This is a genomic window from Lysinibacillus sp. NPDC097162 (assembly GCF_044762185.1).
Taxonomy (GTDB): domain Bacteria; phylum Bacillota; class Bacilli; order Bacillales_A; family Planococcaceae; genus Lysinibacillus.
In genome coordinates this window covers 122,787-144,470 of record NZ_JBIWDT010000008.1, presented here as the reverse complement: position 1 = coordinate 144,470, position 21,684 = coordinate 122,787, and the positions used below count along the sequence as shown (strand labels likewise).

The following is a 21,684-nucleotide window of genomic DNA, read 5'->3' as shown; positions in this document are numbered from 1 at the left end:
ATGAACGAAATTGAACAGCGCATAGCGGAGTTAAATAAATTATTGCATGAATATGGGCATGCGTATTACGTGCTAGATAATCCTCTTGTTGCAGATAGTGTATATGACCAACTATTACACGAACTCATTGCATTAGAAGAGGCAAATCCTTCACTAATTTACCCAGATTCACCGACACAGCGCGTTGGCGGTGCTGTCATAGAGGGATTTAAAAAAGTGACGCATGATTATCCGATGCTAAGTCTGTCCAACGCATTTAATGAAGCGGACTTGCGCGAGTTTGACCGTAAAATTCGTCAAGCAATCGGAGATCACTTTTCCTATGTATGCGAACTAAAAATAGATGGTCTAGCGATTTCTCTTAAATATGAGAATGGTGTTTTTGTCCAAGGAGCAACACGCGGTGATGGCGTTATTGGTGAGGATATTACAGCAAATTTAAGAACAATTCGTGCTGTGCCACTTCGATTAAAAGAACCAATTACGATTGAAGTGCGCGGTGAAGCATATATGCCTAAAAAGTCGTTTGAAAAATTAAATGCACAGCGCGCTGAAAATAGTGAAGAATTATTTGCAAACCCTCGAAATGCTGCTGCTGGTTCATTACGTCAATTAGATCCAAAAATTGCAGCAAGTCGTCAACTATCAACCTTCATTTATGCAATTGGAGGAGATGGTGAAGCGTACGGCATTGATGGGCATGGCGAGATGCTAGATTATTTGGAAGGGCTTGGATTCCCTTCAAATAAAGAACGTCAACGCTGTGCTTCGATTGAAGAGGTTTTGTCCTTTATTGAAACGTGGACAGAAAATCGCCCGAATTTAGCCTATGAAATAGATGGTATCGTAATCAAGGTCGATCGTTTTGCGCAGCAGGATGAACTTGGCTATACAGCAAAAAGTCCACGTTGGGCAATTGCCTACAAATTCCCTGCAGAAGAAGTTGTAACAACGTTGCTTGATATCGATTTAACAGTAGGTCGAACAGGCGTCGTGACACCAACGGCGATTTTAACACCTGTACAAGTAGCGGGAACTACTGTGCAACGAGCATCTTTACACAACGAAGATTTAATTCGTGATAAAGATATTCGAATTGGGGACACAGTCATTATCCGAAAAGCTGGCGACATTATCCCACAAGTAGTCGGTGTATTACTAGAGCAACGTCCAGAGGATTCCATTCCTTATGAAATGCCAGCAAATTGCCCTGTTTGCGATAGTGAGCTTATTCGAATTGAGGGAGAGGTTGCCCTGCGTTGTGTAAATCCAGCATGTTTTGCACAAATTGCTGAGAGCATTAAATACTTCGTTTCCCGTAACGCCATGAACATTGACGGACTTGGTGAAAAGGTTGTTGAGCAGCTGTTGCGTGCAGATTTAATTCATGATGTATCTGATTTATATCAGTTAACAGTAGAGCAGTTAGTCGAGCTAGAACGTATGGGCGAAAAATCAGCTACAAACCTAGTGAATGCTATTCAAGCATCGAAGGACAATTCAATGGAACGTCTACTCATTGGTTTAGGGATACGACATGTTGGCGAGAAGGCGGCAAAAATTGTCTCAGAGCAATTTGAGACGATGGAAGCGGTAATGGCTGCAACTGAGGAGCAGCTTATAGCAATTCATGAAATTGGCGATAAAATGGCATCTTCCCTCGTTGAGTATTTTGCCAATGAAGATGCACGTGCTGTTATTCAGCGTCTTGCTGAGGCTGGTGTCAATATGACCTATAAAGGCAAAAAGGTAGAGGTAGTCGTAGGTGACAATCCATTTGCAGGCAAGACAATCGTGCTAACTGGTAAACTTGAGCAATTGACACGGAACGATGCAAAGGCGAAAATAGAAGAGTTAGGTGGAATTGTCACAGGAAGTGTCAGTAAAAAAACGGATCTTGTTATTGCAGGTTCGGATGCAGGGTCTAAACTGACAAAGGCAGAACAATTAGGTATTGAAGTTTGGAATGAAGACGACCTAATTGAGCAACTAACTTAAACAATACGTAAAAGATATAGCACTGGCAGATGTTTGCTCTTAAATGAGAGCGGTATAGAAAATTTGTCAAAGGTGAATCTGATAATTAGTAAAGGGGTACTAAAATAATGAAGTCATTTCGACTCATTCCAGCAATTGTAGCTGCTGCAATGCTAGTCGGCTGTGTGCCTTCGAATAAGAAGGAGACAGAGCTTACACAGGAAACGCAACAGGAAAAAGCGGAAACAACGATTATTCCTAGTCTACAGATTGATGAATCTTTTTATAAAACACTAATACCATATAAAGAAAGTGCAAGCCGTGGGTTAGTCGTTTCGAATATTTACACGAAGTATGATATGAAGGAAGTAGAAACAGGATTAATGCGTCTTTCTCAAAATGAGTTTGACACTGAAAATTATTACTTCCAAGAAGGCCAATATTTAGCTGAAAGCACTGTAAGCTCTTGGCTAGCACGTAGTTCACAAACGGAGGATGGTTTAAATCCTCCAACAACAGATGCTATGACACCAGAAGAACGTGCAACAAAAGCACCTATTTATTTATCTCATATTGTTGAGCAAAATTATTTAAAGAAAACGGATGATAATAAGGTGAAATTAGCTGGTATTTCAATAGGGCTATCATTAAATTCTATCTATTATTATCAAAAAGAAAAATATGGTGAGTATTACGAGGAGCCTATTCCTGAGTCTGCTCTTGTTGAGCAAGGCAAAAAAATGGCGGCTGAAATCGTTTCCCGTATGCGTACACGTGATGAATTAAAAGATGTACCGATAGTCGTTGGGTTGTTTAAACAGCAGGCTCGCAATGAAATTATTCCAGGTACGTATTTTACTTATGGTGTTGCAAAAGAGGGGCAAAATGATATTGGCGATTGGCAACCTCTTGACGAAGAGTATGTGATGTTCCCAACAGATGATACACATGATACTTATCGAGATGTTAGTAATAACTTCAAAAACTTCAAACAAGATGTCGATAAATATTTTTCTAACTATACAAGTGTTATTGGCACAGGTTTCTATCAAAATAAAAAAATACAAAAGCTAACAATTGAAATTCCAATTCAATTTTTCGGCACTGCTGAAATTATAGGCTTTACACAATATTTAACGGGCGCCCTAATCAATCAATTTGATAATATAAATGTCGAAGTGAGCATTACTTCAATTAATGGTCCAGAGGCTTTAATTATGAAAGAAGCGAATGATAAAGACCCGTATGTACACGTTTATGAGTAAAAAATAGTCAGCCTTGTGCTGGCTATTTTTATGCATAATCGCACTTAAATCCACTAGGTTTTCGTTTAATAGAATTTGGACAATGTACATCATACGTAAGTAATGGTTTGTAAAGCTTTTCTGAAATCCAGATCAGTTAACAAATATAGCTACATTCAACAAAAGAAGACATCTTAGGACAACACTTTGTTATAGTAGTGAAAGTTTCTGTATTTTTGGTGAAAGTTGTGATTTTTAATAGGAAAAATGTTATGATTATTGGCATGGTTAACTTTATTCAACCCTATTGTTATCAACAAAAACAATGAATTGGATCGTATTCGGAGGTGTAAAAAATGGCAAAATTAACAAAAGAAGAAGTTAAGCACGTTGCGAATTTAGCACGTCTTGCAATTACAGAAGAAGAAGCGGAAAAATTTGCTGAGCAACTTGGGAAAATTACTGACTTTGCAGAGCAACTAAACGAGTTAGATACTACAAATGTTGAACCAACAACACACGTTTTACCATTGGTAAACGTAATGCGTGAAGATGTGGCAACAAAAGGTCTAGACCGTGATGTAATGATGTTAAACGTGAAAGAACAAGAAGATGGTCAAGTAAAAGTACCAGCTATCATGTAATACTAAAAAATAGGAGGATTCCTCATGACGTTATTTGAACGTTCAGCAAAGGAGCTACAAGCTGAAATTAAAGCTGGTAACCTAACAATCGCTGACTTAACAAAAGAAGCATATGAACGCGTAACAAAGCTTGACGGCGATGTACAAGCATTCCTTGCTTCAAACGAAGAAAAAGCAACTGCACAAGCAGCTGAAATGGACAAAGTGCCATTTGAAGAACGTGGACCACTTTTTGGTCTTCCTATTGGTGTAAAAGACAATATCGTAACAGAGGGCTTAGAAACAACTTGTGCTTCTAAAATCCTTGAAGGATTTATGCCAATTTACGATGCGACAGTCGTTAATAAGCTACGCGAAGCTGGCATGATTACAATCGGTAAATTGAACATGGACGAGTTTGCAATGGGTTCTTCAAATGAAAACTCATTCTATAAAACAACAAAAAATCCATGGAACTTAAATCACGTACCAGGTGGTTCTTCAGGTGCATCTGCGGCAGCAGTAGCAGCAGGCGAAGTATCATTCTCACTTGGTTCAGATACAGGTGGTTCAATCCGTCAACCAGCAGCATATTGCGGTGTCGTAGGGATGAAACCTACATACGGTCGTGTATCTCGATTTGGACTTGTGGCATTCGCTTCTTCGTTAGATCAAATCGGACCAATTACACGTAATGTTGAAGACAATGCGCTTTTACTAGAAGCTATTTCAGGATTAGACACTAATGATTCAACATCAGCAAATGTAGAAGTACCAAACTTCGCAGCAGCACTGACTGGCGATGTAAAAGGTTTACGTATTGCTGTACCAAAGGAATTTTTAGGTGAAGGTGTTGGCGAAGCGGCACGTCAATCAGTACTTGATGCACTAGAAGTACTAAAAGGCTTAGGTGCGACAGTAGAAGAAGTATCACTTCCTCATTCTAAATATGCACTTGCAGCGTACTATATCCTTTCTTCTTCTGAAGCGTCATCAAACCTTTCTCGTTTTGATGGTATCCGTTACGGTTTCCGCGCAGAAAACGTTAATAACCTAATGGACCTTTACAAAGAAACACGTGCACAAGGCTTTGGTGATGAAGTAAAACGTCGTATCATGCTAGGAACTTATTCACTTAGCGCTGGTACTTACGACGCTTATTACAAAAAAGCACAGCAAGCACGTACACTTATTAAAGCAGACTACGACAAAGTATTCGAAGACTTTGATGTAATCATTGGACCTACGGCACCAACGCCAGCATTTAAAATTGGTGAAAATGTTGATGACCCAATGACGATGTATGCCAACGATATTTTAACAATTCCTATGAACTTAGCGGGCGTGCCAGCAATTTCAATTCCATGTGGCTTTGAAAACGGTCTACCACTAGGCTTGCAAATCATTGGTAAATACTTCGATGAAGCAACAATTTACCGTGTAGCGCATGCGTTCGAGCAAGCTACTGCGTTCCATAAAGAAGTTCCTCAAATTTGGGAGGGAAAATAACATGAACTTTGAAACAGTCATTGGTTTAGAAGTACACGTTGAGTTAAAAACAAACTCAAAAATCTTCTCGCCAGCGCCAGCTCACTTCGGTGCTGAACCAAATACAAATACAACAGTAATCGACCTAGGTTATCCTGGTGTCCTTCCTGTCTTAAATAAAAATGTTGTAGATTTCGCAATGCGTGCAGCTCTTGCACTAAACATGGAAATCGAGCAAGAAACAAAATTTGACCGCAAAAACTACTTCTATCCGGATAATCCGAAAGCATATCAAATTTCACAATTCGATAAGCCAATTGGTAAAAACGGTTGGATTGATATTGAAGTAGATGGTTACACAAAACGTATCGGTATTACGCGCCTTCATATGGAAGAAGATGCTGGTAAACTATCTCATGCTGGTGACCATTCATTAGTGGACTTTAACCGTCAAGGTACACCGCTTGTAGAAATCGTTTCTGAGCCAGATCTTCGCACAGCAAATGAAGCATATGCTTACCTTGAAAAATTGAAATCAATTATCCAATATACAGATGTTTCAGACTGTAAAATGGAAGAAGGTTCACTACGCTGTGATGCCAACATTTCAATTCGCCCATATGGCCGAGAAGAATTTGGTACAAAAACAGAGCTTAAAAACCTTAACTCATTTAACTACGTACGTCGTGGTATTGAGCACGAAGAGTTACGTCAAGCGGACGTATTACTGTCAGGTGGCGTGATTGATCAAGAAACGCGTCGCTTTGACGAAAAAACAGGTAAAACTATTTTAATGCGTGTTAAAGAAGGAACAGATGATTATCGTTACTTCCCAGAGCCAGATTTAGTGCGTCTGTCAATCGATGATGAGTGGTTAGAGCGCGTAAAATCAGAGATTCCAGAACTTCCAGATGCTCGTAAAAAACGTTATGTTGAAGAATTAGGATTAACACCTTATGACGCTGGCGTTCTTGTTATTTCTAAAGAAATTTCTGATTTCTTTGAAGCGATGATAGCTGAAGGAGCAGATGCAAAACTTTCTGCAAACTGGTTGATGGGTGATGTTTCTGCATATTTAAATGCTGAACAAAAAGATCTTAAAGATACTGCGTTAACTCCAGCAAACCTAGCAGGCATGGTGAAATTGATTACAGACGGTACAATTTCTTCTAAAATCGGTAAAAAAGTATTTACTGAGTTAGTCGAAAACGGCGGTTCAGCTAATGACATCGTGAAGGCAAAAGGATTAGTTCAAATTTCTGATGAGGGTGCATTATTAGCAATCGTAACAGAAGTATTAGATAACAATGCACAATCGATCGAAGACTTCAAAAATGGTAAGGATCGTGCAATTGGCTTCTTAGTTGGACAAATTATGAAAGCTACAAAAGGCCAAGCGAACCCACCAATGGTCAACAAATTATTACAACAAGAAATTGCAAAACGCTAATTTTTTTGATATTTCGATGAGTCAAGAGAGTGTATTCACTTTCTTGGCTTTTTAAATGTAAAAATTGTACATACTAACAAATCGTAACACTAAATAGTTGTCTAAAAAGAGTATTCATAGCAAAATATAGAATAGAACAAACACTTCATTTAAAAAGGGGATAAGTATATGAAAACTGAACAACAATATTTTGAAGAAGCCATTTCAATTCAACAATATATGGAAAACATGACAACGCTTAAAGAAGATAGCTTCCGTATTTATGATGGCTTTGAAGTGCCAATGAACGATGGTTTTGTAGCTTTATTAAAAGACAAGCAACCTAAAATTTTAACAATTACTGAAGATTGGTGCGGAGATGCGATGTTAAATAATCCAATTATTCGCCGTGTTGCAGAGGCAGCTGGATTAGATATGCGCACCGTTTTACGCGATGAAGATACAGATTTAATCGACCGTTACTTAACAAACGGTGGCCGTGCAATTCCTATGTATATTTTACTTAATGAATCAGGTCAAGTTATAGGTAAATGGGGACCACGTGCGCCTGAGTTACAGGATATTGTTGTGAAGAAAAGAGCTACATTACCAGACAAAGAAGATCCAACTTTTGAGGAAGCACAAAAAGCACTTTACACTGAAATACGTGAAGATAATATTACGAACAAAGCAAATTGGACATATGTATACGAAGATTTCAAAAAACATGTAACAGCAGCATTACAATAATGGAGCAATTGGCTTAGTCAAAGGTGTAACGTACAATACGCGCTCGTACGGGCGTATTGAAAGCATATGGTGTAATTTGTTTTGCAAGGCGTAGAACTTCGCATTAAATCATCAGTGCAACATTTCAATGGTTTATTCGTTGAAAGTATTAGAATCTTATGAAGCAGGAAGGTATGTTATGAAACGAGCAAGAATCATTTATAATCCTACATCTGGGCGAGAAGCGTTTAAAAAGCATTTACCAGAAGTATTGGAGAAACTAGAGGTAGCAGGCTATGAGACATCATGTCACGCAACGACTTGTGAAGGCGATGCTATAGAAGCAGCAAAAAACGCAGTAGAACGTGGTTTTGATATTATCATAGCAGTTGGTGGGGATGGGACGTTAAATGAGGTTGTTTCTGGTGTCGGGCAATTTGAAAAACGTCCGAAGATTGGCTTAATTCCAATGGGGACAACGAATGATTTTGCACGTGCCGTCCATATTCCACGAAATATTGATGAAGCCGTTGATATTATTATTAAAGGCGATACCTTACCAGTAGATGTTGGATTGTTAAATGGAGAACGCTATTTCATCAATATCGCTGCTGGGGGACGTATTACTGAGCTAACGTACGAAGTGCCAAGCAAAATGAAAACAATGCTAGGGCAGTTAGCTTACTATTTAAAAGCGGTTGAAATGATTCCATCTATTAAGGCATCACATATGCGTATTGAATATGATGGTGAAGTATTTGATGGAGATGCAATGATGTTTTTATGTGGCTTAACGAACTCTGTTGGCGGCTTTGAAAAGCTTGCACCAGATGCGAGCATAAACGACGGTTACTTTACATTATTAGTATTGAAAAAAGTGAGCCTTCCAGAATTTATTCAACTTGCGGCAATGGCGTTACGAGGCGAACATTTAAAGGATGATCGTGTTATTTATAAAAAGGCAAGTGTTGTGAAAGTTACGACGGAAAACGAAGTGCATTTAAATCTAGATGGCGAATATGGTGGAGATGCACCTGCAACATTTGAAAACTTGAAGCGCCATATTGAAATTTTTGTACCGATTGAAGATATTCGGGAGGAAGATCGGATTTAAATTAATCTTATGGAACAATGACAAATAAGTGTAAATAATTTTGTAAATTTACACTTATTTGTTTGTAATCCCCTCATAAATTGGGGTTGTGAACGAATTAAGAAAAATGTTTGGCGAATATGCGTATATTAAATGAACAAAATTTGAAACCTTTATAATAGGCCGAAGTTTCGGTCCATTATAAAGGTTTTTTTCGTTGAAATAGTGGAAAATATGGGTATGGATAAGGGAAAGGAAGTGGTGCAATTTGTATAAGTCACAGGAAAGAAAGCTTATTTGGTTAAGCTTCGGTGTTGCAATTATCATGCTACTTTCCATACTGGGAAGAATATTTGGTAGTTAGGAGGGTAATGAGATGATTAATGAATCAGCAGTCTTTTGGAGTCGTGCATTAACGGAGCTTACGTTATCGTTCCATATCATTTATGCAACGATTGGTGTCGGCGTGCCGTTAATGATTATGATTGCGCAGTGGACTGGATACAAAAAGAATGACGAGCATTATATTTTAATGGCACGACGTTGGGCACGAGGTTTCGTCATTACCGTTGCTGTAGGGGTCGTTACAGGTACAGCTATCGGATTACAATTATCTTTACTATGGCCGAATTTTATGCAACTCGCAGGGCAAACTATAGCATTACCACTCTTTATGGAAACCTTTGCATTCTTCTTTGAGGCCATTTTCTTAGGTATCTACTTATACACTTGGGATCGTTTCGATAGTCAGAAAAAACATATGCTCCTTCTAATTCCTGTTGCTTTAGGTGCATCAATGTCTGCAGTTTTTATAACAATCGTGAATGCCTTTATGAACGCACCACAAGGCTTTGACATAGTGGACGGTCAGCTCGTTAATATTCAACCATTTTTAGCAATGTTTAACCCAGCTATGCCAACTAAAGTAGCGCATGTGCTTGTTACTGCCTACATGACATCAGCATTTGTGTTGGCAGCAATTGCAGGCTACCGTATGCTTAAAGGTTCAGACCATGTTTATCATAAAAAATCATTATTTTTATTAATGAAGATTGGTCTGGTGACATCAATTTCAGCAGCAATAATAGGTGACTTCTCAGGCAAATACTTAGCGGAATACCAACCAGAAAAATTAGCTGCGGCTGAATGGCATTTTGAAACAACAGATAAAGCATCACTTATTTTATTCGGTGTGCTAGATGGCGAGGAAGTAAAGTATGCCATTAAAGTACCTTATGCATTAAGTATACTAGCAGCTAATAATCCAAATGCAGAAGTGATAGGCTTAGACCAATTTGCGGAGGAAGACCGACCACCGCTTTATATTCACTATCTGTTTAATACGATGGTCTTTATCGGTATGTTCATGGCATTAGTTTCTTTAGTTTATGTAGTAGGGAAATTACGTCGTTGGCGGTTTATTCATTCGCGGTTGTTTAGATGGATTATTGTTGCAGGTGCACCACTGTCAATAATAGCGATTGAATCAGGCTGGTGGCTTGCCGAAGTTGGACGTCAACCGTGGATACTATACGGTATTATGCGAACACCAGAGGGCGCAACAACGAGCGATCATGTGGATTTAATGATGCTGTTATTCTCAGGTGTTTATGCGGTACTTGGAGTAGGTAGTACCGTTGTATTAATTCGCATGTTTAAAAAGAATCCAATTGAGCGTGAAATTGAAGATCGGAATATAGAAAAAGGCGGTGACATCATATGACATTAGAGATATTAGGAATTTCAGTATTGTGGATTTTCCTTTTTGGTTATGTGATGGTCGCATCCATTGATTTTGGTGCAGGCTTTTTCAATGCTTACAGTCTCCTAATTGGGAAAAACCATATTATAACGAATATTATTAAACGATATTTATCGCCTGTATGGGAAGTAACGAATGTCTTTTTAGTGTTTTTCTTTGTTGGGATTGTAGGATTTTTCCCTCAAACAGCATTTTACTATGGAACAATTTTGCTTGTGCCGGTTAGTATTTCATTAGTGTTACTTGCGATTCGTGGCTCGTACTATGCATTTGAATCGTATGGCGCACGTGGACATGTTGGTTATTCTCTGACATATGGCTTAACAGGTTTACTTATACCAGCCTCATTATCTGTAGTATTTGCTATTGCAGGTGGCGGCTATGTGGATATGGTGGAAGGGCAACCAGTATTAAATTATTGGACACTATATACGAGTACATTTGCTTGGAGTATTGTCGTATTAAGCATAGCAGCTGTTCTTTATATATCCGCAGTATTTTTAACGTGGTATGCACATAAAGCAACAGATGTAGAGGCAACAAATTTAATGAGAAAATATGCCTTAATTTGGGCAGCACCATTAATGATTAGTGCACTGGGGATTATGTATGAAATGAAATCCATTAACCCTGAAAGCTATCAGCATATGGTCAACTTATGGTGGATGTTTGCTATTTCCGCAGTATTATTTATTATTACTGTCATATTGTTATGGATGCGAAAAAATTATGGGCTTGCTGTAGGACTATTAATCGCTCAGTTCGCAGTAGCGTTTTTTGCTTACGGTATCGCGCAATATCCATATTTACTGTATCCATATTTAACGATTTATGATAGCTTTACAAACACACAAATGGCCATTGCATTAGTTATCGTATTTGTTTTAGGATTATGCCTGCTTCTACCTTCACTATATTTATTGCTGAAACTATTTTTATTCAACAAAAATTATGTGACAGGGAAAGAAGACCATCATGCATAGGAGGTTATAGCGATGGAAAAGTTTTTAATGTTTTATGCACCATTTATTGTTGTCATTCTCGGGATTATTGTGATGTTCTGGTGGGCACCAAAAGATGATTATGTAACGAAAAATAATGAAAAGAGTCGCGAATAGCGACTCTTTTTTAGCACTGTCTGGGCTAAGGTAACTATCAATTGAAGATACGCTAAGGAAAACGGGGAGCTCGTTCACATTGCGAGTCGTGGTCGCTCCAGGTCATTATTTTTTAGCACAGCTAGAATAGCGTGATAAATTCATGCCTTGTTCTTTTTTCCTCCGCTATCACATGCTACAATAAGAAGATTGAAATGGAGGATGTACGAATGTCAGCACCCGTAAAAAAGAATGACCAACTCACAGTTTATATAGAAGATTTAACACATGATGGCAATGGTGTCGCAAAAGTCGATGGCTATCCATTATTTATTCAAGGTGCATTACCGAATGAAACAGCAGAAATTCATGTTTTAAAAACGTTAAAAAATTATGGATTTGCAAAAGTGATAGAAATAATTCAACCTTCACCTGATCGAGTAGATGCACCTTGCGATTATTTTAAGCAATGTGGTGGCTGTCAGTTACAGCACTTATCGTACGAGGGGCAGTTAAAGTGGAAGGAAAATATGGTGCGGAATGTTATGCAACGCTTAGGCAAAATTGACGCACCCGTTTTACCAGTGAAGGGGATGGAGGAGCCTTGGCAATATCGCAATAAAGCTCAAATTCCATTTTCTACAAATGACGCGGGACAAGTCATTGCTGGTTTCTACAAAACAAAATCGCATACAATTGTCGATATGGACCGCTGTTTAATTCAAACAGGCGAAGCGGACGCAATTCTTTCGGGACTAAAAAAGGAATTAACGGCAATCGGTATTCAGCCTTATAATGAAGCATCACATGAAGGGATGCTGCGTCACGTCGTTATCCGAACTGCACGTGCAACTGGTGAGGTTATGGTCGTACTCGTTACGAAAAAGAAAAAATTCCCGCAAAAAGAAGCGGCTGTAGCGAGCATATTAAAGCTATTGCCAAACGTTACATCTATCATGCAAAACATCAATAGCGATAAAACAAACGTTATTTTTGGTGATGAAACGATCAACCTTTGGGGCAATGATGTAATCATTGATTCTATCGGTGATGTGCGCTTCGAAATTTCGGCACGCTCGTTCTACCAAGTAAATCCTCAACAAACGGAAGTGCTATACAAGCAAGCGCTAGACTATGCTGATTTACAAGGTCATGAACGTGTCATTGATGCTTACTGTGGCATCGGTACAATTTCATTATTCCTCGCTCAAAAAGCGAAGGCAGTAATGGGTGTCGAAATCGTCCCACAAGCCATTGAAGATGCAAAACGCAATGCAGAGCTTAACGGCTTTACAAATACGTACTTCGAGGCAGGTCCAGCAGAGGAAGTGATTCCACGCTGGTATAAGGAAGGCAAAGAAGCAGATGTCCTTGTTGTAGACCCGCCACGTAAAGGATGCGATGAAGCACTTTTACAAACAATTTTAGAACAACGCCCAAAACGAGTTGTTTATGTATCATGTAACCCAGCTACACTCGCACGTGACCTTCGCATATTGGAAGATGGCGGATACAAAACGCAGGAAATTCAACCTGTCGATATGTTCCCGCATTCCACACATTGTGAAGCAGTTGCATGGTTGGAGTTAGCTTAATATATGGGGTACACATATAATTCTTAACAATACGGATTAAAATTTAAAAAATAGAAAAGTTCCATACAGACCCTGATTTTGCAAATAACTTTTGCGAAATTGGGGTCTTTTTATATGGAACTTAATTGGATTTATTTCATGAAGATATCCTATGCTTATCACAGTAAATTAGTTGCTTTTTATAGGGGCTTTCCATAAGTTTCATGACTTTTTATAAGGGGTCTTATTTTATGAGGGTTTAGAGAGTAATTTTTTATTTTACCTCATAATAAAATATGGTGTCAATAATAAATTTGTGATTTTTTAAAAAAATGTTATAATAGTCTTATAGTTGTTTTTTTCAGATCGTATTTCGAATTCCGCTGACCTTTTTTGCAGATAGAATTCGGATACGTTTTTTTTATATCCTTTATCTTAAGACAAAGGAAAAAATTTAAAACAGTTATTTAAGCTTTTAAGATAATAGGTCTAATTAATTTACTATCTAATAGTAACCGCGTTTTTATTCCAAAAGGAGGATTAGAATAATGAATCTAATCAATAAAAAAGTTACACATAAGCGTTTTGGCATGGGTAGTATAGTTAAACATAATGAGTCTATTATTGAAATACATTTTGCGTCGGAAAATAAAATGTTTGTTTTCCCTGATGTATTTGGAAAGTACCTAAAACTACATGATAAAAGTGATGCTCATTTAATCGAAAAAATAATACAAATAAAGGAAATGGAAAGAAAAGAGGAAGAAAGGAAGAAGGAAGAAGAAAAAAAACTACAGCGAAAAAACCTGAAACTTCGATTAGAACACGAAAAACTTATGAAACATCATAAACTCCATCCTGAATCACAAATGGTTTTTAGATGTGACATAGAAGAACAAAATAGTTCTGTTTCAGAGTGGAAGGTTTTTTCAGGCGCAATAAAAAGTGGTAATAACAAGGGGAAGCCAAACAAACCTATCCGCATGCACCAAAATAGCGCTGTCCTGTTAACAGCACTAGATCCCGGCATGCCTGAAAAAGACAGACGTATCATAGGTGTCTATATGGTGAATGAAGATTTTATCGGTAAGCTGTGTGAAGATGGAAATATTCCTGCCCATTCAAAATACAAACTCCAACTTTCAGAACAGGAATCAAATAAATTACTTTTATGGAAGTATTATACAGATAAAAAATCCCCTGACAAAATGACATGGAATTCAGGTAAATACCGTTATTTTGATAATGTATGGATGGCTCAAATTTTACTTGATATCGTTTCGTTGAAGAGTGAACCAACAGAACAAGAGCTAGCACAACGATTTTTTAAACATTTTTGTAAAATGAATCAAATAACAGATCATGATTTACCAAAGCCTAATGGTGCATTAATGCGTATTTAGACTTTAGCCTAAAGATAAGAATGACAGGACACTGACATAATCTCCTAGCTATCACTAATGCCGAACAGTGCTTTGCTCTGTTTGCTAATTAACATGTGGAGTTAATATAATTATTTAGCAAGAACGAATTCTTATTAATGGGATTCGTTCTTTTTGTATTAATTGAATTTATTGAGCTAACGAAGTGGGACTTTAATAAAATAAGCAAAAACCAAATATGATGAAGAAAATTGGCTCGATTCCACTTCTTCGTGAGTGTGGAGCAAATCTCCGCCTATCTTGACTAGTTTTTTTCGTGTGAGCAACTGTTAAAATTTTTTTATTTGAGTTAGAAGCATTACTAGAACTAGCTTAATCGAGATTTTACCAAAATTTTCTTGTATGAAAATATAAATAATTTTGCTAAGATATCTTTTGAAATAATTTACCTTTAATACGGTCCAGAGAGGCTGAAAAGGGCTATATGATACTTTAAGTTATTATGCTAGTAATATCTTTGTTTATTCATGCCCTTTTGTCTGTTCTGACGAAAGGGCATTTATTTTGCATTTTAGCTGTGATAACACAACTAACGTACCTCTTTTAAAGGAAGTCCAGTGAGGCTTAAAAGGAGAATGGAAACGTTATATTTATATAGATACATCCATTCATTCGTAAATAAAAGAGATTTATTTCATCTAGAACATACTGGAGGAGAGTAGAATGGATTATCGAAAAAAAACCGTGGTCGCATCGGTAGCTGGTTTAACATTAGAAGGCATGGACATCATGTTTATCTCATTTGCGATGACAATGATTATTGCAGAATTTAACATTGATTTAGCAACGGGAGGACTTATTTCTTCTATAACGAATGTAGGGATGCTATTAGGAGGAATCGTTTTCGGAGTTTTAGCAGATAAGTATGGAAGGGTAAAGGTCTTTACTTATACCGTCATCTTGTTTGCCATTGGTACTGCTTTAACAGGATTAGCCACTAGCATTGAACAAGTGTACCTATTTAGATTTATCGCAGGAATAGGTGCCGGAGGAGAATATGGAATTGGTATGGCGCTTGTTGCAGAAGCTTGGCCGAAAAATAAACAAGGGCGTGCGTCTTCATATGTCAGTGTAGGTGCTCAATATGGTGTTATTTTAGCAGCATTACTAAGTGCCATCATTCTTCCTACTTTAGGATGGAGAGCATTATTCTTTGTTGGTGTAATACCTGTTATTTTTGCCTTTATCGTAAGGAAAAATTTAGATGAATCACCTGAGTGGCTCGCTGCTCAGAAAAATAAAAAGGCTAGTAAGAAAGATGAAAAGGGTAAGTTGGTACAATTGTTTGAAACGCCACGAACAGCGATGACAACAATCTCGTTAATCATAATGGCAACAGTTCAAATTGCCGGTTATAACGGATTAATGATTTGGTTACCATCGATGTTGCAACAGTCACAAGGTTTGTCTATTTCAAGTTCTGCCATTTGGACAATTAGTACAGCGGTTGGCATGATTATCGGTATGTTAACCTTTGGACTATTCCTAGATCGATTTGGCGCAAAGCGTGCCTTTGGCGTCTTCCTTATTGCCTCAGCATGTGCTGTGTTTTTATACTCTTATGCTACGGGTAGTGTTGGTGTCCTAATAGGTGGTGCAATTGTCGGATTCTTCTCAAATGGTATGTTTGCTGGATATGGAGCATTGATTGGTAGTCTATATCCCGTTCAAATTCGAAGTACCGCAACAAATACAATTTTTAACTTTGGACGAGCTATAGGAGGCTTTTCACCAATCCTTGTCGGCTATATTTTACAAAGTTATGATATGAAAGTTGCGATGCTTTACTTAGCAGGTTTATATTGTATTTCCTTTATTGTCATGTTAATGCTTAAAAAAGATAATTTAGGGAATGTAAGCGAAACTATATAACAATGTAAGTTTATTTAGTGTTTTAGGAGCGCTGTTTTTATCAGCATTTTTCGTAGCAGAGTTAATGAACTTTGGTGGCCTGACAGGATTTATGTTTGTTAACTTGTCAGTAATCGTATATTAGTTCTTCCGTAGAAAAGAAAAGAATTCGATACTTATTAATTCCAGGGTTAGGATTCGGTATTTGTTTCTACTTATTCATTAATTTATCACCGATGACATTGAAGATTGGCTTTCTGTGGCTTGCAATCGGTTTTATCTATGCTTTCATTACGACGAAAGGCTTCAAAAAGAAACCACCCACTTTTTCAGAATTATAAAGTTTGTGAGGGTTGTGGCTTACGATGTGCCTACGGAAAGCATCGCCGTGGCGGATATCGACGAATTCCATCGATGGTATTTTTCTTCAATGCAAAATGAATGAAGCTTTAGCTAATCGCTCTTTAGCATAAATAAGATAGCACAAATTGATAGTAGCGAAGGCGTGACTCCTGCGGAAAGTATCGCCGTAGCGGACATCAACGGTGATGCAAAAAAGTGTTAGATTGATGTAGTCAATCTAACACTTTTTCACTTTTGTTGCTAATTAATTTTGTTTAAGAAAGTCTTTATCCTGATAGGCTGGATTTGGATATTTATAAAAACCTTCCCCTGAAGATACACCCATTTTCCCTAAATCGATATACTCGGCTTTAATTTTTTCCGCTATGATTTTAGCTATTGGATTAATTTCTGCCTTCATCATATTTAAGTTATATGGTGTTTCCATACCAACGATATCTAAAAATCCGAACGGCCCTGATGGTGAACCAGTTGAAATCATCCAGTCTTTATCAATTGTATGTGGGTCTGCAATGCCATTTGCCCAAAGCTCCATACCAGCACTTAAAAAGGGTACAAGTAATGAATTTAAAATATAGCCTGGTTGTTCCTTCTTTAAATGGAATGGAATCATGCCAATAGTACGAGCAAATTCAATTACTTGTTCAGTGTACTGTGGATCAGTTCCTTCATGACCCATTACTTCAGCCGTATTGTTTTTCCAAATAGAATTTGCAAAGTGTAATGCTAAAAACTTCTCAGGTCGTTCAGTATATTGTGCAAATTGACTTGGTAATAGTGTGGAAGAATTTGATGCGAAAACAGTTTTTGCTGGTGCTACTTTTGCTAGCTGCTCATAAAATGATTGTTTAATTTCAATACGTTCTGGTACAGCTTCAATAACTAAATCTACATCAGTTACTGCCTGTGCTAAATCTGTGTAAAATGATAAACTTTCTAATGCTTTAGCTGCACGTGCAGTATCATTAAAATAATCTCCGTATGTGTTCGATAACGATTGCATGCGTGGTTGCGCTGCTGCAATCGCATCATCGTTAATGTCATATACATTCACTTCATATCCAAAAAATGCCGTTTGAAAAGCAATTTGACTTCCTAATACGCCGCTACCTGCGACTAATATTTTTTTAAATTCCATATCTAGTACCTCATTTCTGTATTTGAATACCCTTACATAAATAGTGGAGCAAAATAACAAAATAAAGTTGTTACATCTAGAGTGTAAATGATAGAGTTAATGCAAAGATACCGGCAATTCAGGGTATATTAATTGAAAATAAACATGCAAATGTAGGTGTACTATGACTAAAATCAACTTTCAATATGTATTGTTTCATAAAATTCACCATCAGGATATTGCCTATGCGTGGAATAAGCATTTGCAAACGAAAAGAGAGTTAAATGAGCAAGAAATTATTCAAATTGGTTATTGGTATCGTTCTTGGTTGACGTTTTTAAATGGTCAGTTAAAAAATAAAACGATTCAACGCGAAGAACTTATTAACTGGGCGACTATGCATAGTCGCCTTTTACCAGAAAAATTACTCACTATATTTCCTTCATTGTCTTATTACGCAACAAGAGATGTCCTTGTACAAATTAAGCACCCGAATACAAACGAAATGCTAAAGTATCACGAAAAAGTACTAGATGTATTACGTCTTGTAAACAGTAAAGTAATACAATCTCCACTAAAGGTTGAAATAAGTCTTGAAAGTTTGCTAAAGTTACAACGTTTTAGCAAATTGCTTATTCAATTAGATGGCGTAGATCATATACCAACTATTTTATCGAAAGCACAGGAAAACTTCGGATTTCAACGTGTCATTTTTCATAGCTATAATCCATGGCTCAATGAATTTTCAGGTGTATACGGCTCTGAGCTACACAAAGTACAAATGCTAAAAGGTAAGCTGGAAGAGGTGGCCGTTTTTGCTATTAAAAAGCCACTCTATTTAGAACAACCAGCGCCATATATAAATCCGATTGCAATAGAAATGTTGAATTTATCTACGATTATTTTTATTCCGATTCAGCAAAATGGACAATTATTTGGTTGGTTAACGTTTGACCAATGTGGAACGCCTTTTTCATATAATGAAGAAGAAATGCAATTACTTGAAGAAGTAGGGAACTTATTAGGCTGTTACTTTTCACGTACACGCAGTACACAACGGCTACTACATGACTTAAAGTTAACGGATAAAGACTTGGCGGTTTTATTTTTATTAGCGGAAGGATTCAGTAATAAAGAAATGGCAGAGCTTCTCGTTTTCAGTGAGTACACAATTCGTGACTATATTCAAAAGCTACTAACTGTATTTAATGCAAAAAACCGTACACAAATAATTGCGACGGCTTTTCGAATGGCTGTTTTAGAATAAATTAAGCTTTGAATGAAAGGACGAATCCTAAGAGAGGATTTGTTCAGACTATAGACAAACTCGAAGATTTTCGAGTTTGCTATAGTCCTTTTTTTATTTAAAATTAATATAGAAGTGATGTCTCCTGCCGTTGATTTCTGCTACGAACGGGCGCTTTCTGCGTGCACACCGTAAGCCGCAACCCTCGCTAACGCGCGGTCTGTTGCGTCTTACTTACTGTGCGTTTCCGCGGGAGTCGCCCGTCCTCCGCTCCAATCAACGAGTAGGGCGCTTTATTTGATTAGTTTTCAAATATGATTAAAAAGTGACTCTGTCAATTCTCTTCTTATTTGCTTAATATGCTTTTCCATAAGTTGTTTAGCTTGATTTGCATCGCCAGCTGCGATTGCCAAGTAAATTTCTTTATGTTCATCAATAGTCTCTTGCGTTCGTTCTACATCTTTCAAGCGTTGTGTTCGGGTAACTCGGATTGTATCTTGCATATGTTCGCTAAGGGTTTGGAACAATTGCGAGAAGATTGAGTTATGTGAGGCGAGAACAATACTAATGTGGAAACTGAGATCAGCTTGTATGCCTAGTTCCACATCATTTTTAACTTGATCCATCATTTCTAATGCATGACCAATGCGTTCTAAGTCTTCTGAAGTGGCACGTTGTGAAGCTAAAAAAGCACATTCTACTTCAAGTGTCTGGCGTAGCTCTAACATTTCATATACTAATTTTTTTTCAGTTTTTAAGATTGTAGATGAAAGCTCTTGTCCTACAGAATGGCTTTCCTGTGTTTTAACAAAGCTGCCACTGCCTTGTTTAATTTCAATAATTCCTTTTATTTCAAGCTTCCGAAGTGCCTCCCTAACCGATGTTCGACTAACATTAAACCGACTCGCTAATTCTCTTTCTGTCGGGAGTTTTTCTCCAGGTTGTAATTCCCCATTTAAAAAATATTCATTTATTTGATCAACAATTACTTGATAGGCTTTTTTTCTTGGTTGCAACATTACCTATGTCCTTCCCCTCAATTACCTAATATTATAAACGCTTTAATCATACAGAAATACTACATTGTTATCAATTAAAGAAAATTAATAATTATTGATATTTTCAGAATATTAAGTATAATAATGGTTGGACCAATTTCGTTATTTTGTAAATTGGTATGACATATATTATTTGCACAATCAAAACACCATAAACAAGTACTGTGAAGGAATGAGAGTAAAAAGGGGAGAAAAAAATGATTGCAACAAATGAGGAATTGGTGATTGCTCTAAGAAGTGCTCTTTCTGAAAGCCAAGTAACAATCAATCAAACGATTTTAGAACAACATAGTAGTGATGAATCCTATCATAGAGTCAGTTTACCGGATATTGTTGTGTTTCCGACAACGACGGAAGAAGTGAGTAAGACAATAAATATAGCAAACCAATACAAAGTACCAATAGTGCCATTTGGTAGAGGAACAAGCTTAGAAGGGCATGTTATCCCTTACGACCACGGGATAACGATAGATTTTTCCAACATGAACAAAATAGTAGAAGTTAGGGAGAAGGACTTTCTCGTAAAAGTTCAACCAGGGGTAACGCGTTCTCAGTTGAATAAAGAATTGAAAAAATACGGATTGTTTTTCTCTGTCGATCCTGGAGCAGATGCAACACTTGGGGGGATGGCAGCAACAAATGCTAGTGGAACAACATCTGTTAAATATGGAGTTATGCGCGACCAAGTTCGAGATTTAGAGGTTGTTCTTTCAGATGGTGAGGTAATTCATACTGGGAATTTAGCAGAAAAATCATCCTCTGGCTATCATTTAAATGGTCTATTTGTAGGGTCTGAGGGAACGCTTGGTTGTTTTACTGAATTGACGCTAAAAGTCTATGGGCTTCCTGAACATGAAATGGCTGCTCGAGCATCGTTTAAAACAGTCAATGATGCTGTCGAGGCAGTCGTTAGTATTTTACAAGCGGGAATTCCCATTGCAAGAGTAGAACTGGTTGATGAGCATTCGATGAAACAAGTAAACTTGCATAGTAAAACAGCTTATGAGGAGCAACCGACCTTATTTTTAGAGTTTCATGGAAATGAAGCTGGCTTAAAGCAAGACGTTGACTTTATGAAAGAAATTGTAGTGGAGCATAATTGTGAAAATATTGAATTTGAGTCCGATAATGCAGCTCGCAATCAGCTGTGGGAAGCTCGTCATAATTTAGCTTACGCCTATGTCCATGGACACCCAGGGAAAAAACTTATGGTGACCGACGTTTGTTTACCGATTTCAGAGTTAGCAGGAGCAATTGAACATGCAAGAGAAGCCCTTAATTTGTTAGCACTTACAGGGGGGATTGTGGGCCACGTCGGTGATGGTAATTTCCATGTTCTTTTAATGATTGATATGAATGATTGTGATGAAATAAAGAAAGCTGATGAATTCAATGAATTGATAGTAATGTATGCACTTGAAAGAGGGGGAACTTGTACAGGAGAGCATGGTGTCGGTATTGGGAAACAGAAATACCAGGAGAAAGAACATGGAAAAGCACTACTTGTGATGGAAAAGATTAAGCAAGCGCTCGATCCTGACGCTCTTTTGAATCCAAATAAAATATTAAAAATAAAGAAATAGGGAGTGGA

At 37.5% G+C, this 21,684-nt stretch carries 17 protein-coding genes; 15 read left to right on the top strand and 2 right to left on the bottom strand.

Translation table 11 applies throughout. The features are described 5' to 3' along the window. From ligA to ACIQXW_RS22255, 13 genes are all read left to right on the top strand, one after another. Window positions 1-1,998, top strand: coding sequence for an NAD-dependent DNA ligase LigA (gene ligA, locus ACIQXW_RS22315; RefSeq protein ID WP_401021932.1), 1,998 nt, complete (start codon window positions 1-3; stop codon window positions 1,996-1,998). A gap of 107 nt (window positions 1,999-2,105) precedes the next feature. Then, entirely contained in the window at window positions 2,106-3,242 is a 1,137-nt protein-coding gene (locus ACIQXW_RS22310) for a CamS family sex pheromone protein (RefSeq protein WP_340822225.1), read from the top strand. Window positions 3,243-3,577: 335 nt separating this feature from the next. Then, on the top strand, window positions 3,578-3,865 hold the full coding sequence (gene gatC / locus ACIQXW_RS22305) for an Asp-tRNA(Asn)/Glu-tRNA(Gln) amidotransferase subunit GatC (protein ID WP_024364473.1): 288 nt from the start codon (window positions 3,578-3,580) through the stop codon (window positions 3,863-3,865). A 24-nt stretch (window positions 3,866-3,889) separates the two neighbouring features. Continuing rightward, a complete protein-coding gene (gatA, locus tag ACIQXW_RS22300; protein ID WP_340822228.1) occupies window positions 3,890-5,353 on the top strand; it encodes an Asp-tRNA(Asn)/Glu-tRNA(Gln) amidotransferase subunit GatA in 1,464 nt (487 codons plus the stop codon). 1 nt (window position 5,354) lies between these two features. Next, window positions 5,355-6,782 (top strand): Asp-tRNA(Asn)/Glu-tRNA(Gln) amidotransferase subunit GatB, encoded by a 1,428-nt coding sequence (gene gatB / locus ACIQXW_RS22295; RefSeq protein ID WP_402765631.1) that lies wholly within the window; start codon window positions 5,355-5,357, stop codon window positions 6,780-6,782. A 168-nt stretch (window positions 6,783-6,950) separates the two neighbouring features. Then, the gene (locus ACIQXW_RS22290; protein ID WP_402765628.1) at window positions 6,951-7,511 is read left to right on the top strand and encodes a thioredoxin family protein; all 561 of its coding nucleotides are present in this window, start codon (window positions 6,951-6,953) and stop codon (window positions 7,509-7,511) included. Between the two features lie 178 nt (window positions 7,512-7,689). Beyond that, a complete protein-coding gene (locus ACIQXW_RS22285) occupies window positions 7,690-8,604 on the top strand; it encodes a diacylglycerol kinase (RefSeq protein ID WP_340822233.1) in 915 nt (304 codons plus the stop codon). Between the two features lie 355 nt (window positions 8,605-8,959). Further along, complete coding sequence (locus ACIQXW_RS22280) at window positions 8,960-10,306, top strand: cytochrome ubiquinol oxidase subunit I (protein ID WP_402765625.1); 1,347 nt, start codon at window positions 8,960-8,962, stop codon at window positions 10,304-10,306. Continuing rightward, window positions 10,303-11,328, top strand: coding sequence for a cytochrome d ubiquinol oxidase subunit II (locus ACIQXW_RS22275; protein WP_340822237.1), 1,026 nt, complete (start codon window positions 10,303-10,305; stop codon window positions 11,326-11,328). Before ACIQXW_RS22280 ends, ACIQXW_RS22275 begins: the two co-directional genes overlap by 4 nt. A gap of 12 nt (window positions 11,329-11,340) precedes the next feature. Further along, window positions 11,341-11,463 (top strand): cytochrome bd oxidase small subunit CydS family protein, encoded by a 123-nt coding sequence (gene cydS / locus ACIQXW_RS22270; RefSeq protein WP_340822240.1) that lies wholly within the window; start codon window positions 11,341-11,343, stop codon window positions 11,461-11,463. A gap of 209 nt (window positions 11,464-11,672) precedes the next feature. Then, window positions 11,673-13,037: a 23S rRNA (uracil(1939)-C(5))-methyltransferase RlmD gene (gene rlmD / locus ACIQXW_RS22265; protein WP_402765621.1), complete on the top strand. Its 1,365-nt coding sequence runs from the start codon at window positions 11,673-11,675 to the stop codon at window positions 13,035-13,037. A 527-nt stretch (window positions 13,038-13,564) separates the two neighbouring features. Then, entirely contained in the window at window positions 13,565-14,419 is an 855-nt protein-coding gene (locus tag ACIQXW_RS22260; protein WP_402765619.1) for a malate synthase, read from the top strand. 702 nt (window positions 14,420-15,121) lie between these two features. Further along, window positions 15,122-16,330, top strand: coding sequence for an MFS transporter (locus tag ACIQXW_RS22255; protein ID WP_402765616.1), 1,209 nt, complete (start codon window positions 15,122-15,124; stop codon window positions 16,328-16,330). A 586-nt stretch (window positions 16,331-16,916) separates the two neighbouring features. On the opposite strand, the gene ACIQXW_RS22250 is transcribed toward ACIQXW_RS22255, so the two are convergent. After that, the gene (locus ACIQXW_RS22250) at window positions 16,917-17,810 is read right to left on the bottom strand and encodes a 3-hydroxyacyl-CoA dehydrogenase (RefSeq protein WP_402765613.1); all 894 of its coding nucleotides are present in this window, start codon (window positions 17,808-17,810) and stop codon (window positions 16,917-16,919) included. A gap of 163 nt (window positions 17,811-17,973) precedes the next feature. On the opposite strand from ACIQXW_RS22250, the gene ACIQXW_RS22245 reads away from it, so the two are divergent. Next, complete coding sequence (locus ACIQXW_RS22245) at window positions 17,974-19,056, top strand: LuxR C-terminal-related transcriptional regulator (RefSeq protein ID WP_402765610.1); 1,083 nt, start codon at window positions 17,974-17,976, stop codon at window positions 19,054-19,056. A 287-nt stretch (window positions 19,057-19,343) separates the two neighbouring features. Here ACIQXW_RS22245 and ACIQXW_RS22240 read toward each other — a convergent pair whose 3' ends face one another. Next, on the bottom strand, window positions 19,344-20,054 hold the full coding sequence (locus tag ACIQXW_RS22240) for a FadR/GntR family transcriptional regulator (protein WP_340822250.1): 711 nt from the start codon (window positions 20,052-20,054) through the stop codon (window positions 19,344-19,346). A gap of 236 nt (window positions 20,055-20,290) precedes the next feature. Here ACIQXW_RS22240 and ACIQXW_RS22235 point away from each other — a divergent pair, with 236 nt between their 5' ends. Further along, window positions 20,291-21,676, top strand: a complete 1,386-nt coding sequence (locus ACIQXW_RS22235; protein WP_340822251.1) for an FAD-binding oxidoreductase — start codon at window positions 20,291-20,293, stop codon at window positions 21,674-21,676. The last annotated feature ends 8 nt before the right edge of the window (window positions 21,677-21,684 follow it).